The organism is Sphingomonas chungangi (assembly GCF_013778325.1).
Lineage (GTDB): Bacteria > Pseudomonadota > Alphaproteobacteria > Sphingomonadales > Sphingomonadaceae > Solisphingomonas > Solisphingomonas chungangi.
On sequence record NZ_JACEIB010000025.1, the window covers coordinates 26,122 to 41,422 of the forward strand.

General features: G+C 64.3%; 13 protein-coding genes. All 13 read right to left on the bottom strand.

Translation table 11 applies throughout. The features are described 5' to 3' along the window. Positions 1-16 precede the first annotated feature (16 nt). Positions 17-1,123: an acyl-CoA dehydrogenase family protein gene (locus tag HZF05_RS14425; protein WP_160365281.1), complete on the bottom strand. Its 1,107-nt coding sequence runs from the start codon at positions 1,121-1,123 to the stop codon at positions 17-19. 12 nt (positions 1,124-1,135) lie between these two features. Beyond that, positions 1,136-2,341 carry an acyl-CoA dehydrogenase family protein gene (locus HZF05_RS14430; protein ID WP_160365282.1) on the bottom strand — a complete coding sequence of 402 codons (1,206 nt, stop codon included), beginning with the start codon at positions 2,339-2,341 and terminating at the stop codon, positions 1,136-1,138. A gap of 14 nt (positions 2,342-2,355) precedes the next feature. Further along, positions 2,356-3,528 (bottom strand): CaiB/BaiF CoA transferase family protein, encoded by a 1,173-nt coding sequence (locus HZF05_RS14435; protein ID WP_220129858.1) that lies wholly within the window; start codon positions 3,526-3,528, stop codon positions 2,356-2,358. Positions 3,529-3,586: 58 nt separating this feature from the next. Then, positions 3,587-4,765, bottom strand: coding sequence for an acyl-CoA dehydrogenase (locus HZF05_RS14440; protein ID WP_220129866.1), 1,179 nt, complete (start codon positions 4,763-4,765; stop codon positions 3,587-3,589). Positions 4,766-4,830: 65 nt separating this feature from the next. Further along, complete coding sequence (locus HZF05_RS14445) at positions 4,831-5,988, bottom strand: CaiB/BaiF CoA transferase family protein (RefSeq protein WP_160365285.1); 1,158 nt, start codon at positions 5,986-5,988, stop codon at positions 4,831-4,833. Continuing rightward, on the bottom strand, positions 5,988-7,823 hold the full coding sequence (locus HZF05_RS14450) for a flavin-containing monooxygenase (RefSeq protein ID WP_220129859.1): 1,836 nt from the start codon (positions 7,821-7,823) through the stop codon (positions 5,988-5,990). Before HZF05_RS14450 ends, HZF05_RS14445 begins: the two co-directional genes overlap by 1 nt. A gap of 133 nt (positions 7,824-7,956) precedes the next feature. Then, positions 7,957-8,610 carry a TetR/AcrR family transcriptional regulator gene (locus tag HZF05_RS14455; protein ID WP_160365286.1) on the bottom strand — a complete coding sequence of 218 codons (654 nt, stop codon included), beginning with the start codon at positions 8,608-8,610 and terminating at the stop codon, positions 7,957-7,959. A 63-nt stretch (positions 8,611-8,673) separates the two neighbouring features. Further along, positions 8,674-9,453 carry an SDR family NAD(P)-dependent oxidoreductase gene (locus tag HZF05_RS14460; RefSeq protein ID WP_160365287.1) on the bottom strand — a complete coding sequence of 260 codons (780 nt, stop codon included), beginning with the start codon at positions 9,451-9,453 and terminating at the stop codon, positions 8,674-8,676. Between the two features lie 11 nt (positions 9,454-9,464). Beyond that, the gene (locus HZF05_RS14465; protein ID WP_160365288.1) at positions 9,465-10,613 is read right to left on the bottom strand and encodes a nitronate monooxygenase; all 1,149 of its coding nucleotides are present in this window, start codon (positions 10,611-10,613) and stop codon (positions 9,465-9,467) included. 20 nt (positions 10,614-10,633) lie between these two features. Then, a complete protein-coding gene (locus HZF05_RS14470) occupies positions 10,634-11,881 on the bottom strand; it encodes an MFS transporter (protein ID WP_160365289.1) in 1,248 nt (415 codons plus the stop codon). Positions 11,882-12,040: 159 nt separating this feature from the next. Next, positions 12,041-12,661: a PaaI family thioesterase gene (locus HZF05_RS14475; protein ID WP_220129861.1), complete on the bottom strand. Its 621-nt coding sequence runs from the start codon at positions 12,659-12,661 to the stop codon at positions 12,041-12,043. A gap of 40 nt (positions 12,662-12,701) precedes the next feature. Next, the gene (locus tag HZF05_RS14480) at positions 12,702-13,796 is read right to left on the bottom strand and encodes a zinc-binding dehydrogenase (protein WP_160365290.1); all 1,095 of its coding nucleotides are present in this window, start codon (positions 13,794-13,796) and stop codon (positions 12,702-12,704) included. Positions 13,797-13,829: 33 nt separating this feature from the next. Continuing rightward, the gene (locus HZF05_RS14485; protein WP_343046902.1) at positions 13,830-15,299 is read right to left on the bottom strand and encodes an aldehyde dehydrogenase; all 1,470 of its coding nucleotides are present in this window, start codon (positions 15,297-15,299) and stop codon (positions 13,830-13,832) included. Positions 15,300-15,301 lie beyond the last annotated feature (2 nt).

Genomic DNA, 15,301 nt, shown 5'->3' on the forward strand with positions numbered 1-15,301 from the left:
GAGGCCTTTCCCGCTCTCAAGCCGCGCCGCGCTGGGGCAGCACGGCAGCATTGTGGAGGCATGCGACCCGTTCGCGCGTCCGGATCGCGCCGCCGAATGCCTGCCCGCTCCAGGTCACCCGCTTGAACCAGTAATGCAGCCCGAGTTCGTCGGTAATGCCGATGCCGCCATGCACCTCGACCGCCTTGCGCGATGCCATTCGCGCCGCATCGGCGAGATAGGCCTTCGCGTGAAGCGCGCTCTCGCCGGCGTCGGGCAATCCGGCGTCGAGGCCATGCGCGGCATACCAGAGCAATGCCCGACCGGGTTCGAGCTCGGCCGCCATGTCCGCGCAGAGATGCTGGACCGCCTGGAAGCTGCCGATCGGCCTCCCGAACTGATGCCGCGCCTTGGCATATTCCACCGCGCTTTCGAGCAGGCGGGACCCCGAGCCCAAAAGGTCTGCCGCCAGCATAACCTGCAGCGCGTAATCCAGCCGCAGGCGATCGGACGGGGACAAGGCGAGGCCTTCGGCAGCGACGTCGTCCAGCACCAGCGCGGCGACGGACCGGGTGCGATCGACGGTCGTGACGGGCGTCACGCTTAAACCCTCGGCCGCTCGGTCGACAAGATGGAATCTCCCGTCCCGCGAGCCGACGACGATCATCTCGCTCCCGGCTATGTCGATGGCGAACGGACAGGTTCCCGTCAGGCGCCCGCTGCGCTCGATCACGGCTTCGCCGTTGCGCTCGCCCGCCGGCGACGACCAGGCCAGGCCGATGCGGAGCTCGCCGCCGGCGAGGCGGGGCAACAACCGAGACTTGATCGCCCCGCTCCCACCCCAGCCAATGGCGAGCGGCGCCGCAACGACGGGCCCCAGAAACGGCGCAGGCACGACATGGCGACCCAACACTTCCGCCACCACGGCAGCATCGAGGATATCCAGCCCCAGCCCACCATAGGCCTCGGGTACCAGCAGGCCGGGGATGCCGAAGCGCGTCATCCCCTCCCACAGATCGGCAGCGAACATTTCGGCCCGGGCGTCCGCATGTCGGCGGACGCGAGTCAGCGTGGAGAGGCTTCCCATTACGCCCTCCAACTGTTCGGCCAGAAGCGTCTGATCGTCACTGAGAGCGAAATCCACCGGCTATTTCCTTCAGGCTGCAGTGGGCCGGGCTGGTTTCAGCTCACGCGGCAGTCCGAGACCGCGTTCCGCGATGATGTTCCTTTGGATCTGAGCCGTGCCACCGCCGATGATCATGCCAAGATCGAACATGTAGCGCTTCTGCCAGATCTCATTCGCGCGCATGTGGGCCTCATCGTCGTAGGCCAGCCCCGCCTCGCCCAGCACGTCCACCGCGAGCGTCGCGATCTCGTGGTTCAGCTCGGTCGCCTGAAGCTTCACGATCATACGCGCAAGGGGCAGATCCTCGCCCTTGTCGGCCGCCGTCAACAATCGCATCGCATGGCATTTCATCGCGAGCGCCCTGCCTTGCAATCGCATCGCGCGGTCGCGGAAAACCGGCATGTCCATGATCGCCACGCCGTCGGTGCTTTGTGCGGTCATCAGCGCCAGCAGGTTGCGCATCCGCGCCAGCGCCGCATTGGGATCACCGAGCATGCCGCGCTCGTGCTTGAGCGTGCTGTTCGAGACCTTCCAGCCCTGGCCGCGCTCCCCGACGATCTGGCTCTTCGGCACGCGGACATCGGTCAGGAACACCTCGTTGAATTCTGCGGCGCCGGTCATGGTGCGCAGCGGGCGCACCTCGATACCGGGCGATTTCATCGAGAAGATGAGATAGCTGATGCCCAGATATTTGTTCGGCGCGTCGGGTTCGGTTCGTATCAGCGCGAACATCATGTCGGCGCCGTGCGCTGTCGTCGTCCAGATCTTCTGGCCATTGATGACGAAATCGTCGCCATCCTCGACGGCGCGTGTCGTGAGCGACGCCAGGTCCGATCCGGCACCGGGCTCGGAATATCCCTGGCACCAGACGACATCGCCCCGCAACGTCGGCGCGATCCAGTCCCTTTTCTGTGCCTCGGTGCCCAGTTCGAGCAGGGTCGGCACCAGCATCGATATGCCCTGGTTAACCAGCCCGAGCGGAGCCCGCGCGACGGCGAACTCGTCCGCGATGATCTGCGCGCGCATGATGTCGTGCGGCTGGCCGGCCCCTCCATAGGCCACGGGCACGTTGCGCGCGGCATATCCTTGCGCAATCAGCAGCCGTTGCCAGGCGCGGGCCGCGTCGCTCGGCCGGTTGACCCCGAAATGGGCGGGAATGTCGGCCTTGTGCTCGACGAGGAATTGCCGAACCTCGGCGCGAAACTGCTCCTGTTCGGGCGTGTAGGAAAGATCCACGATATCGTCTCGCGTCAGAGCAGCACTTTGCGCGCACGAAGGTCGGCGATCCTCGCCTCGTCCATGCCGAGCATTCCACCGAGCACGCCCGCGGTATCCTCGCCCAGATCGGATACGTGCGGCCGCGAGACGACCGGCGCGTCCGAGAAAGTGAAGGGCTGGCGCGGTATCGAGAAGGGACCGGAGCCGTCCGACACCTCTTCGAACGTTCCCCGGTCGATCATTGCAGGTTCCGCCAGCAGGTCGCCCACCGTCTTGTATCGCGAGCAGGGAACGCCGGCGCGCATCAACGTGGCTTCGCATTCCGCCGCCGGGCGAGACAGCGTCCACTCCTCGATCAGCTCCATCAGCATCCCCCAATTGTGCTCGCGCGCGGTGATGGTGGAGAAGCGGGGATCCTGGTTCCATTCAGGATGGCCGATGGCGATCGCCAGCCCCTCGAAATTCTTCTGATTGACCGGCGCGGCCATGACGAAGCCGTCGGCTGCCTTGAGCGGCTGGTAGAGCGGCCGGCGCTGGGTCGTCTGAAATTGCGCCTCCTGCATCTCATAGACCAGCATGTTGAGCATCGCATCGATGAGCGTCACGTCGACATGCTGGCCGACGCCGAAGCGCTCTCGATGAAGCAATGCGGTCTGGATCGCGCCGAAGGCATAGATGGCCGAGATGACGTCGGCGGTGAAAATGCCGGTCGTGGCCGGGCGCTCGAGGCCCTCATTATATTTGAGATGCGCCATATCGTAGCCGCTCGCGGCGTGGATGATCGGTGCGTAGGCGGGATCGCGGGCACGCTCTCCCTTCTGGCCGAAGCCGGTGATCGAGCAATAGACGAGGCGCGGAAACTGTTTGTGTAGCGTATCATAATCGAGGCCCAGACCGGCCATGACTTCGGGCCGGTAATTTTCCACGATCGCGTCGGCCCGGGATACGAGATCAAGCGCGATGGCGCGGCCCTCGGGCGACTTCAAATCGATCGCGACGCTCTTCTTGCCGCTGTTCATCTGGCCATAATAAGCGCTGCGTCCGTTCCGGATCGGTGAGCGATACCGCATATAGTCGCCGGTCAGCGGTTCGAGCTTGATCACATCGGCACCGCAGTCCGCGAGCATGCGGGTGGCGAACGGGCCTGCCATCATCGCCGTGAAATCGATGACCGTGATGCCTTCGAGCGACGCCGTGCGTTCCATGATTTCTCTCCCGTGGAAGCTAGGTCGGACCATCGCTGTCCGCTCTCCAGCTGAAAGTTCAGAAAAAGGACTGCAGCCCGGTGATCGCCCGCCCCAGGATGAGGGCATGAACATCGTGCGTGCCCTCGTAGGTGTTGACCGTCTCCAGATTGACCATATGGCGCATCACCTGAAACTCTTCGGAGATGCCGTTCCCACCGTGCATGTCGCGCGCGATACGCGCGATCTCGAGCGCCTTGCCGCAATTGTTGCGCTTGACGATCGAGACCATCTCAGGGGCTGCCTCACCGCGATCCATCAGCCTGCCGACGCGCAGCGACGCCTGAAGGCCGAGCGCGATATCGGCCATCATGTCGGCCAGTTTCTTCTGATAGAGCTGGGTCTGCGCCAGCGGTCTGCCGAACTGCTTGCGATCGAGACCATATTGGCGTGCCGCGTGCCAGCAGAATTCTGCAGCGCCGAGCGATCCCCAGGAGATGCCGTAACGCGCACGGTTGAGACAGCCGAACGGCCCCTTCAACCCTTCCACATTGGGGAGCAGCGCGTCTTCTCCGACCTCGACGTCCTGCATGACGATCTCTCCGGTGACCGATGCGCGAAGCGAGAGCTTGCCATCGATCTTCGGCGCGGAGAGCCCTTTCATCCCCTTGTCGAGGATGAAGCCGCGGATCTTGCCGCCATGCGCTTCGGACTTCACCCAGACGACGAATACGTCGGCGATCGGCGCGTTGGAGATCCACATCTTGCTGCCGTTGAGCACGAAGCCGCCATCGACCTTGCGGGCGATGGTCTTCATGCCGGCCGGATCGGAACCGGCGTCGGGCTCGGTCAGGCCGAAGCAGCCGATCAGCTTGCCCGAGGCCAGACCCGGCAGATATTTGAGCCGCTGCGCCTCCGAACCATAAGCATAGATCGGATACATGACGAGGCTGGACTGCACCGACATCATCGATCGGTAGCCGCTGTCGATCCGCTCGATCTCGCGGGCGACGAGGCCGTAAGCGACGTAGGATGCTCCGAGGCCGCCGAATTTCTCCGGAATGGTCACGCCGAGCAGCCCGACCTCGCCCATCTCGGCGAAGATTTCGGGCGTGACCGCTTCGTCGCGGTTGGCGGCAATGACCCGCGGTGCGAGCCGATCGGCCGCATAGGCTCGCGCGGAATCGCGCATCATCCTCTCATCTTCCTCGAGCTGATCCTCGAGGCGGAAAGGATCGTCCCACTGGAAGCTGCCCATGTCCGGTGCATCCTTGGTCTTCAGGGGCGTGTAATCCTGAGGCGGATAATCGAGTTCGGCGACGCTCATGCGGAAGCTCCGGAAATGGTGGCGAGGGAGGGCGCCGGTAGCGCGACACCCCAATCGGCAAGAATATCGGCATCATGGTCGCCGACGCGCGGCGGATCGCCCTGGACGGTGGACGGCGTTCGCGAGAAGCGCGGCGCCGGCACCGGCTGGAGAACACCGGCCACGGGACGATGCGATCCTCGCGCGACCATGTGCGGATGGCGTGCAGCCTCGGCCGGCGACAGCACCGGCGCGAAGCAGGCTTCGCGTTCTGCCATCACCTGCACCCAGGCATCGCGCGTGCGGCTGCGAAAGACGGCGGCGAAGCGCTCCCGAACGGACGGCCAGGCCGCCTGGTCCATCTGCTCGGGGAGATCGCTGGCCTCCAGCCCCATCCCGGCAACCAGTTCGCAATAGAATTTGGGCTCGATGGCGGCGACCGACACGTGCGCGCCGTCCGCCGTTTCGTACACATTGTACCAAGGCGCGCCCCCGTCGAGAAAGTTCGAACCGCGCACGGGCGACCAGCGACGGCTTTCTAGGAAGCCGAACTGCGCCGTCATCAGCGAGAGGATGCCATCGATCATCGCCGCATCGACGACCTGCCCTTTGCCCGATCGCCGTGCCTCGATGATCGCCGCGAGCAACCCCAGCGCCAGATAGACGCCGCCGCCACCGTAATCGCCGATCAGGTTGAGCGGGATCGCCGGTTTCTCGGGCGGCCCCATCAGCGCAAGCGCTCCCGTCATCGCCAGATAATTGAGGTCATGGCCGACACTGTCTGCCAGCGGCCCTTCCTGCCCCCAGCCGGTCATCCGCCCGTAGACGAGCGCAGGATTGATCGCGTGGCAAATCTCGGGCGACAGGCCCAGCCGCTCCATCACGCCGGGGCGATGCCCCTCGATCAGCGCATCCGCCTTGGCGATGAAGGCCAGCGCCGTGGCGCGTCCTTCCTCCGTCTTGAGATCGAGCGCGATGGAACGGCGGCTGCGCGTGATCGGATTGAAGCGCGGCTCCTTTGGAATGCCGAGGTTGCTTGGCACGGCGCGATCGAGCGTGATAACATCCGCGCCCATATCGGCGAGCAGCATCGCGCAGAAAGGTCCGGGGCCTACACCTGCGAATTCGACCACGCGAATGCCGACGAGCGGACCCGGGACGGTCGGCTCGGCCATCAATCCTGTCCGATCGCGAGCCGGCGATCCTGCTTAGCGGCGTGAAGCGGAAGGGCTTCGCGTTCCGGCAGAATGCCGCTCAAATCCGCCTTGATTTCCAGCGTCATGAATCGCGAGAAAATGCGGGAATCGAGCAGGGACCCGCCGGTGATCCAGAGACCCGGCTGACCCGTCCGACGCCACATCGCACGCATCTGGTAGTCGTCGTCAAAGCCCCAGACGTTGCCGACCTTCTCAGCGACATCGTCACCGAACATCATGCGGATATTCTCCTGCATGTTCTTGAAGCCGGTCGCGAGCACCACCAAGTCGCAGGGCTTCACGCTGCCGTCGTTCATCTTGAGGCCGGTGTCCGTGAACGAGGCAACGTCGTCCATCTGGATCACCCCGATTGACCCGTCGATGATATGGTCGGAGCAGCCGACGTCGATATAATAGCTGCCCTCCCCGCGCATATACTTCATCTGGAAGCCGGTATCGTCGCTGCCGAAATAGGTCTTGAACCCGCGCGCATTGAGGCCGGCGAGAAGATCCCTGTCGAGATCGGCTGCCTTGCGGGTGATCCAGCGATAGGATTCCTTGAGCAGCGGGAACGGGATCGCGGAAGCGATCATGTCGACGTCCTCGGTCGGCCGGTCCTCGTCGTAGATCGCATAGATCATCGCGGCACCGGGCTTCAGGCTAATGACGCACGTCGGGCCGCGCTGCAGCATGGCGACCTCCTTGGCCCCCTTGACCAACAGGTCCTGCGCGATGTCGTGGCCGCTATTGCCCGTCCCCACGACGATCGCGCTCTTGCCCTTGTAGAGCGCGCCATCCTGAAATTCGCTGGAATGAACCACCTCGCCCTTGAACGCTTCGAGGCCCGCCACGTCGGCGCGGTGCGGTACGCTGCCGCTCACCCCGCTCGCCACGATCACGTGGCGGCAGGTCTTCTGGATGATGCTGCCGTCGGCGAGCTTGAGATCCACCGTCCAGCGGCGTTCCGCCTCGTCATAGGCGGCGCCGCGCATCTCGGTCGATGTCCAGACGTCGAGTTCCATGCATTCCGCGTAGGTCTCCAGCCAAAAGGCCAGCTGGTCCTTCGACAGCCACACTGGCCACGTCTTGGGAAAGGCCATATAGGGCAGGTGATTGGCCATGATCTCGTTGTGCAGCGTGAGCGATCGGTACCGATTGCGCCACACGTCGCCTATCCGCGGCGACTTCTCGACGAGGAGCGCGTCGACGCCGAGCTGGCGCAGCCGCGTGGCAGCGACGAGGCCGGCGTGCCCTGCCCCGATGACGATCACATCCGGCTCCCTGTCGGCGAAGGCCTTGCGTTCCTCCCGATCCTCGAGCCAGTTCCGGCCGTGGACGTTCATGGCATAATCGTCACCCGTCGGCCTGTGCTCGCCGACAGGCTCCTGCACACCATGCAGGCTTTGTAGCGTCGTCAGCAGGATCCAGGCCTCCGGTTCGCCCTCGCCCGCGAGAAGCCGCACGAACCCGGTGCACGAGCCGACCTGGGTTTCGAAATCGAAATAGGCCTCGATGACATCCCGGCGCGAGCGCCTGACGCGGACCGGCGCCGAGCGTGAAGAGGCGATACGGAAGTTCCTCGGCCGAAGTACACCGAGCACGGCATCGAACGCTTCGGCAATCTCCGGCCTGCCGGAGAAGAGCTTGTGCTCCCAGGTGAGCGCCAGCAGGTCCTTCCAGTGGCCGTCGCTCGAAAAGAGACGCGCCGCGCCCTCGCCGTCGCCCCGCTCAACGCATTGCCCGAACCGCTCCAGCCACTGCATGAACGCTTCCGTCGGATCGGATGCCGCCAAACTTCCGGCGCAGCTCTTCATTCCTAATCCCCTCTAGCCGACTTGCGGGATTCTCGGCCTTGACGAGAGGAACAGTGAGACAAGCCAATATCAATGTCAACGGTGATGTTGAGATTGAAACGACGCAATCGAGCTTACGTTTCCGCGCAAGCTATCAGCGAGAGGATGCGGCGGCCTTTTTCGGGGCGTTCTTGGCCGCGCGTGCCCCAGTTCCGACCAAACCGCCAAGCACCATGTCGGCGAAGATCTCGGCTATCTCGGATGCGCTCAGGCGGCCGTTCGGGCTGAACCAGCGGTGGCTCCAGTTGCACATGCCGAGCACGCCGGCGGCCAGGATCTTGTCACTGCCACGCGAGGAGAACAGGCCCGCCTTGCGTCCGTCGCTGATGATCCTGACCACCGCCTTGTTGAAACGATCGTTCAACGCGAGAATATCTGTGCTCCAAGCGGACTGGTCCTGCGCCAGGCGATTGATGTCCTGTTCGAGATATACGTACAGATAGGGAAAATGCTGCTGATAGGATTCGAATAGAGCTCGGATCAGCTTGCGCAACCGGACATCCGGTGCCTCGTCCAGCGCAGCGATTTCCTCTGCCGTCGAGACGTTGCTCGAGGTGGCCATGTTGACCATCTCCCGAAACAGCTCCTGCTTCCCCTTGAAATAGTAATAAAGGGTCGCTCGATCCATTTCGGCCCGGCGTGCGATCTCGTCCACCGTCGCGGCCTCGTAGCCGACCTCCTTGAAGAGTGCCGCGCCGATCCGCATGATCTCGACGCGCTTGGCAGCACGAGTGGATACCTTGCCCATAACAAAACCTTGTGAAACGAGCACTTGCTATAGGCGCAACCTCGCGAGCCTGTCCACGTAGGCTCAGGCTGCGGAGATACCGCCATTCACCGAAATGGCCTGACCCGTTAGCTTGGCGGCACCGGGTCCGGCCAGAAAAACCGCGAGCGGGGCGATATCAGCAGGCGTGGCGACACCGAGCTTGGCTTTCGCCTCGGCCTTGGCGAACAGCTTCTGGCTGAACTCGCTCGCCATCACGCGGCGATACGCAGAGGTGTCGCGCACGATGGAAGGCGTGATCGCGTTGACACGCACGCCGAAACGCCCCCCTTCGAGCGCCAGTGTCCGCGAGAACATGACGACCGCCGCCTTGCAGGCGCCCTGCAGCGCCTCGCCAGGCGTCGCGATCTTGGCTGCATCGGATGCGAGGTTGATGATGGCACCGCCTTCCCTCGCGATCAGGTGCGGCATGGCTGCGTGACAGGTCTGCATGACGCTGCCCAGATGGGACTGGATCTGCTCGGCAAACGCTTCGATGGGAATATTGTGAAACGGCTGCGGCGAAAGATGGCCGGGAATGCTGTTGACGAGGATATCGAGGCTCCCGAACACGGAGACCGTTCCATCGACGACGGTCTTGCCGGTCGCGATGTCGGCAAAATCGGCGTGGAGGAAGCGTATGTCGCAGCCTTGCGCCCGGGCGCGGACCGACGCGACGGCTTCCTCGCCGCGCGCCGCGTCTCGACCGCATATCGCGACGCGCGGCACTCCGGCTTCCGCCAGCTGGGCTGCGATCTCCAACCCAATCCCGCCGCTCGATCCCGTCACCAGGGCGGTGCAATCGGACAATTGCCGGACCGTCATCACATCCTCCCTTACGAAGCGACCGAGGTCGAGAGACGCTCGACCGCCGTCAGATAGTCTTCCATGAACCCGCGAACCGTCGCACGGGTCGACATCGTCACGTTCATCATGCCCACGCCCTGCCCCACGAAATAGCTCGCGAGTTCCTTGGCACCTGCATGGCCGCCATTGGCGAGCTTGAGCACCTTGCTCATCGCGGTATCGGACACCACCGACTGCAGGGGCATCGGCAACGGCCTGGGCGCGCCCTCGGTCTCCCAGGCATCGGTCCATGCCGAGCGGAGCTGCCGGCAATATTTGCCCGTACGGGATTTCGAGCGGATCGTGTCGGTCGCGGTCGCCGCAAGCATCTTCTCCTTGACCGCGGGGCTGGTCTCGGCCTCCGGCGTCGTCAGCCACACCGATCCGGTCCACGCGCCGGCAGCCCCCATCGCGACTGCCGCCGCCATCTGCTCTCCGGTGACGATCCCGCCGGCCGCCAGCACCGGCGTCTTGATCCCCGCCGCACGCAACGCACGGATGACCGTCGGCACCAGAACCATCGTGCCGATTTCTCCGCAATGGCCGCCAGCTTCGGTGCCCGCAGCGATGATGATGTCCACGCCCGCGGCGGCCTGCTTGAGCGCATGCTTGGCCGAACCGACCAACGCCGCCACGGGCACGCCCGCCGCCTTGCTCCGCTCGAGCATGTAGGCAGGCGGCGTTCCCAGCGCATTGGCGATCAGGCGGATCGGATGGGACAGCGCGATGTCGAGCAGGCTCTGGGCGCCCTCGTCGCGGATGTTGCGGCCGATCTTGGAACCTCGGGAGAAGCGCTCGTCGGTCAGGTCGCTGGTGTCGACGCCGTGGCTCTCCAGAATGGAACGGGCGAACGCCTTGTGCTCGGCGGATACGGTCGCGGCGACCTGCGCCGAGGTGAGCGTCTCGCCCTTGCCCGCATAGTTGTTGGGCACGATGAAGTCGACGCCATAGGGTTTGCCGTCGACATGCTCGTCGATCCACTTGAGCTCGGCTTCCAGCGCCTCGGGCGAGCGCACGTCGACGGCGCCCAGCACGCCCATACCGCCCGCCCGCGACACCTCGACCACCACGTCGCGACAGTGGGAAAAGGCAAAGAGCGGGAATTCGATGCCGAGCGTCTCGCAGAGTTCAGATGGCACGACAGGTCTCCGGTGATGAGCTAGGCCGCCCCGCGGCGGATCGCTTTGCGATCGCGCCTGGTCAGCAGACAAACCGCAATGAACGCCAAGGCACATAATGGGATCGCCACCGGCGGTATCGCCGCCGGCCCGGGGCCGTACGGCCCGATCCCGGCCTGCAGTGCCCACCCAGCGCCGAGCGGGCCGAGAATCGATCCGATCCTTCCCAACCCTACGGCACAGCCGGTGCCTAGGCCGCGCACCGCTTCCGGATAGAAAAGCGGCGACAGGCCGTTGAGCGAATAGAAACAGCCGACCACGAAAACGCCGAGCACGAAAGCCCCGCCCAGCATCACGGCCTGGTCCACACCGAACAGCACCCCGCAGATGCCGATCAGGACGCCGACGTAGAGCGCCGGCAAGATGCGGCGATAGCCGATGCGATCGACGACAAAACCTGTCGCGAAAGATCCCAGGCAGCCGCCGCCGCTAAACATGGCGGAAGCCAGATGCGCGACCGGAAGGCTGTAACCCCGCGCGCGAATGAGGCTCGGCAGCCAGCTGACCGTCATGTAGAGAAGACCTGCCGTCAGCAGCAGGGCGACCCAGAGCAGTAAGGTCGTCGGGCCGCGGTCTTCGCCAAATAGCGCCGAGACAAGCATGGCGGGTATGTGATCCACATCGACCGGCACGACCGACCGCCCCGGCAGAAAAACCATCAGCGGCATGACCAGGATCGGCAGCAGACCGCCGGCAATGAAGAGGCTTCGCCAACCCCACGCCTCCATGAACCCAGCACCCGCCAACGCGACGATCATGCCACCGGCCGGGATTCCCCCCAGGATCGCCGAGATGATCTTTCCGCGATGGCGTTCAGGCGCATATTCGGCTGCCATCCCGATCAGATTGGGCATGACGAGCCCGAGACCGATACCGGTCATGCCGCGAAGCAGTGCCAGCATCGCACTGCCGGCTACCAGGCCCGTGATCAGCGAAAAGACACCGAAACAAAAGATGCCGAGCACCATCATCCGGCGCCGCCCGTAGCGGTCCCCTGCGCCGCCGCCCAGCACCGCGCCGAGCACCAGCCCGCCCTGCCCGACCGCGAACAGCGTGCCGATCGCCCGCTCGCCGAGCCCGAACTGGTGAGCGATGACGGGCGCCGCGATCGACAGCGCCTGGATGTCGAAGCCTTCCAGCATGGCCACGAACACGCTGACCGGAACCAGAATGCCGAGCCGTCCCGTCTGGCTGCCGGCAGATGCCTCGCGCAAGACCGCGGCGGTCACCACCCAAGTCCGGTGATTTGTCGATGTCGATCACGCCGGATCGGCCATTCAAGATGGGCCTTCACGTCCACCCCTCCTTTCCGCACGCAGGTCTGTGCCTGTCCGTTTTCGGCTATCGACGCGCCCCGTTAATGTCAACATCAATGTTGATGTTGGTTATCAGCGCTGGCCGGGCTTCAGCGTGACCATCAGTACCTCTGCCTCAGCGCACAGGGTGTCGCCGTGCGCGAGCTCGAGACGCAATATCCGCTTGCGCCCCTCCTCACGCAGATATCGACCGGAAATCCTCAGTTCGACCTCGATGGGCGCGATCGCGCGAAAGTCGATGCGGAGATAGCCGGTCCGCGCCATCGGTCGTCCGCCCAGATGCGCAAGCCGGCCGGCGATTTCATCGAACAGGAATGCGATCGCGCCGCCGTGTGCCACGCCATGGCGCCCCAGAAAATACCGGTCGAAGGTGACGACACCTTCCAGCGAATTGTCGTCCAGGTGCGTAAACCGGACCGCCGGCCAAGTCGCCTGCCCGCGTCCGAGAAGGTCCGGCCGGCGGCCATAGACTTGCTCGGTCTCCTCGACTGCCGCTTCAGCCAGCGTGGTGGACCAGCGATCAAGATCGGCCCCAAGCGCGGTTATGTCGTGTTCCTCGGGACGACCGCCCGCGATCCGGTTGAGAAAGGCCCGCAGCGAAGCGATCATTTCCCCATAGGCCTCGCCGCCGTACGTCGTCGAAGGTCCGCTCCACGCGCTGGACAATATGGGGTTCAGATCCTGTTCCGACACATGCTCTTTTCCTTGTCCATCGCGGGCCAAACGGGATCGCTCAATCGAATGAGGTGATGACGGTTCGAGCGAGCGCGCCCTTGCGCACCTCTTCATAGGCTTCGTTGATCCGCGAGAGGCTGGTCTCGCCCGCCACCAAATCCTCCAGGTTGAAACGGCCCTGAAGATAAAGCTCCGCGAACATGGGGATGTCATGCTTTATGTTGCTCGAACCCATGTAGACGCCCCGCAGGCACACCTGTCGGCGTATGAGATCGGTCATGACGTCGACCCCGATCGTGTCGCCGGGCTTGTGGACACCGATCATATAGGCGTTGCCGCCCTTGCGAGCGATCTTGATGGCTTGTTCGGCGGTAAGCTTGAGGCCGATCGCCTCGAAGGCATGATCCACGCCGCCACCGGTCAGTTTCTGGACCAGCGAGACGACATCCTGCTCCCCCGGCGTGATGAAGTCCGTGGCGCCCAGCTTCCGGGCGAGAGGCTCCTTCGCGGATTGCGCGTCGATCGCTATGATCCGCGATGCGCCCGCCAGTCTGGCGCCCCCGATGACGTTGAGCCCGATCCCCCCCGCACCGAACACCGCGACCGTCTCTCCCGCCTTCACCTTGGCGGTGTTGATGACCGCGCCGGCGCCCGTGACGCAGCCGCAACCCAATACTGCCGCCAGCTTGAAAGGCAGCGCCGCCGGCACCTTCGCCAGCTGATGCTCGTGAACGAGGGTACGCTCAGCGAACGCCGACACGCCGAAAAAAGGCGTCACCGACTCACCGCCACGGCTCAGCCGCTCGCCCTCACCCGCACCGCGTCGCAACTCCTCGGGATGGAGGCAGCGATAGGTATGGCCCGACAGACAGGCCTCGCAATGACCGCAGAAGCCAACGACGGATCCCACGACATGATCGCCGGCCACGAAATCGCGGACCTGCGGGCCTACCGCCATCACCACGCCTGCAAGCTCGTGCCCGAAGACGGCGGGTAGGCGGGTGCCGAAGTCGTTCTCGGCAAGATGGAGATCGGAGTGGCATAAGCCGGCGGCCTTTACCTCCACCAGAACTTCCTGGCCGATCGGATCGGCGATATCGAGGTCCTCGATATCGAAGATACCGTTATACTGGTTCAAGACCGCTGCCTTCACGCGCACTCTCCCATGGTCAGGTCCGAAAGCGGATCAGGCGATATGGCTGGGAGTGCTCTCAAGGATGATCGTCTTGGACTCGAGATAGGGCAAAAGCCCCTCCAATATGCCCTCCCGACCGACGCCGGACTGCTTGAAGCCACCGAACGACAGACCGAGATCCGTCCGCCAGACATTGTGTCCTACCGTGCCGGAACGCAACCGTCGGCCGATCGCATAAGCTCGATCGACGTCGTTCGTGAACACCGAATTGTTGAGGCCGTAGATCGTGTCGTTGGCAATGGCGATCGCATCCTCCTCATTGTCGGCAGGAATGACGCTGAGCACAGGTCCAAAAATTTCCTCGCGCGCCAGCACTGTGTCGTTGCCGACGTGACCGAACACCGTCGGCTCGATGAAGAAGCCACGGTCGAGATGCGCGGGCCGGCCCCCGCCGCGAGCGAGGATCGCACCTTCGGCCTGGCCTTGTGCCATCAATGCCTCGATGCGATCGCGCTGACGCCGCATCGCAACCGGCCCCATCTGGGCGACCGGATCAAAGGGGTCGCCGACCCTCACCGCATCGAATTGGGCGCTCAGCGCCTCCACCATACGATCATGGCGTGAGCGGGTAACGACGATGCGGGTGAGCGAGGAACATGCCTGTCCCGTGAGATAGATGGCGGTGCCGGCGATCGACTGGGCAGCCGCCTCGATATCATAGTCATCCAGAATGACGGCAGCGGATTTGCCTCCCAATTCCAGCGTGTAGCGCGCGATGCGCTCGCCGCAGATCGACGCGATACGACGACCGGCTGCACTCGATCCGGTAAAGCTTATCTTGTCGACTCCCGGATGGCGCACGAGATGCTCGGATGCGCCCCGATCGGCGGTCAGCATGTTGACCACACCGGGAGGCAATCCGACGGCCTCGACGATCTCGGCGATCAGATAGGGAATGCCCGGCGCTTCCGGAGACGCTTTGAGGACGACCGTGCAACCCGCCAGCAAAGCCGGCGCGACCTTGTGGGTCAGAAGCGTCAGCGGCGCGTTCCACGGGATGATCGCGCCGACCACGCCGACCGGTTCGCGGACCAGCAGGCCTTCCGCCCCGCCCCGTCGCGGTCGATGCCGCTCTTCGAAGGAAAAACTGTTGCCAAGCGCGGCGTAGTCTTCGAACGCCTCGGCCGCGGTCAGCGCGCTCGATCGCGCAAGTGGTGCGAGGATGCCCATCTCATTCGGCCAGATCTGGGCGATCTCGTCAGCCCGTTCGCGGATCGCCTGCCCGATCGCGCGGAGATATTCGGCACGTCGGAGGGGGGAAAGGCTTGGCCAGGGCCCTTCATCAAATGCGCGGCGCGCAGCTTCGACGGCACGGTCGACATCCGCTTCGACGGCTTCCGCGACTTCCATCGTCACTTCTTCGGTGGCGGGTGCAACCACCCGGATCCGCGAATCCGAGACCGGCGAGCACCATTGTCCCGCTATGAACAGCCGGTTCGGATGCTTCAGGATATCCTGCACAC

What these genes read in the sequence shown, in the direction of transcription:
- HZF05_RS14435 (WP_220129858.1), bottom strand. Translation starts at nt 3,528, where the DNA reads ATGGAACGCACGGCGTCGCTCGAAGGCATCACGGTCATCGATTTCACG.
- HZF05_RS14440 (WP_220129866.1), bottom strand. Translation starts at nt 4,765, where the DNA reads ATGGGCAGCTTCCAGTGGGACGATCCTTTCCGCCTCGAGGATCAGCTC.
- HZF05_RS14445 (WP_160365285.1), bottom strand. Translation starts at nt 5,988, where the DNA reads ATGGCCGAGCCGACCGTCCCGGGTCCGCTCGTCGGCATTCGCGTGGTC.
- HZF05_RS14450 (WP_220129859.1), bottom strand. Translation starts at nt 7,823, where the DNA reads ATGAAGAGCTGCGCCGGAAGTTTGGCGGCATCCGATCCGACGGAAGCG.
- HZF05_RS14455 (WP_160365286.1), bottom strand. Translation starts at nt 8,610, where the DNA reads ATGGGCAAGGTATCCACTCGTGCTGCCAAGCGCGTCGAGATCATGCGG.
- HZF05_RS14460 (WP_160365287.1), bottom strand. Translation starts at nt 9,453, where the DNA reads ATGACGGTCCGGCAATTGTCCGATTGCACCGCCCTGGTGACGGGATCG.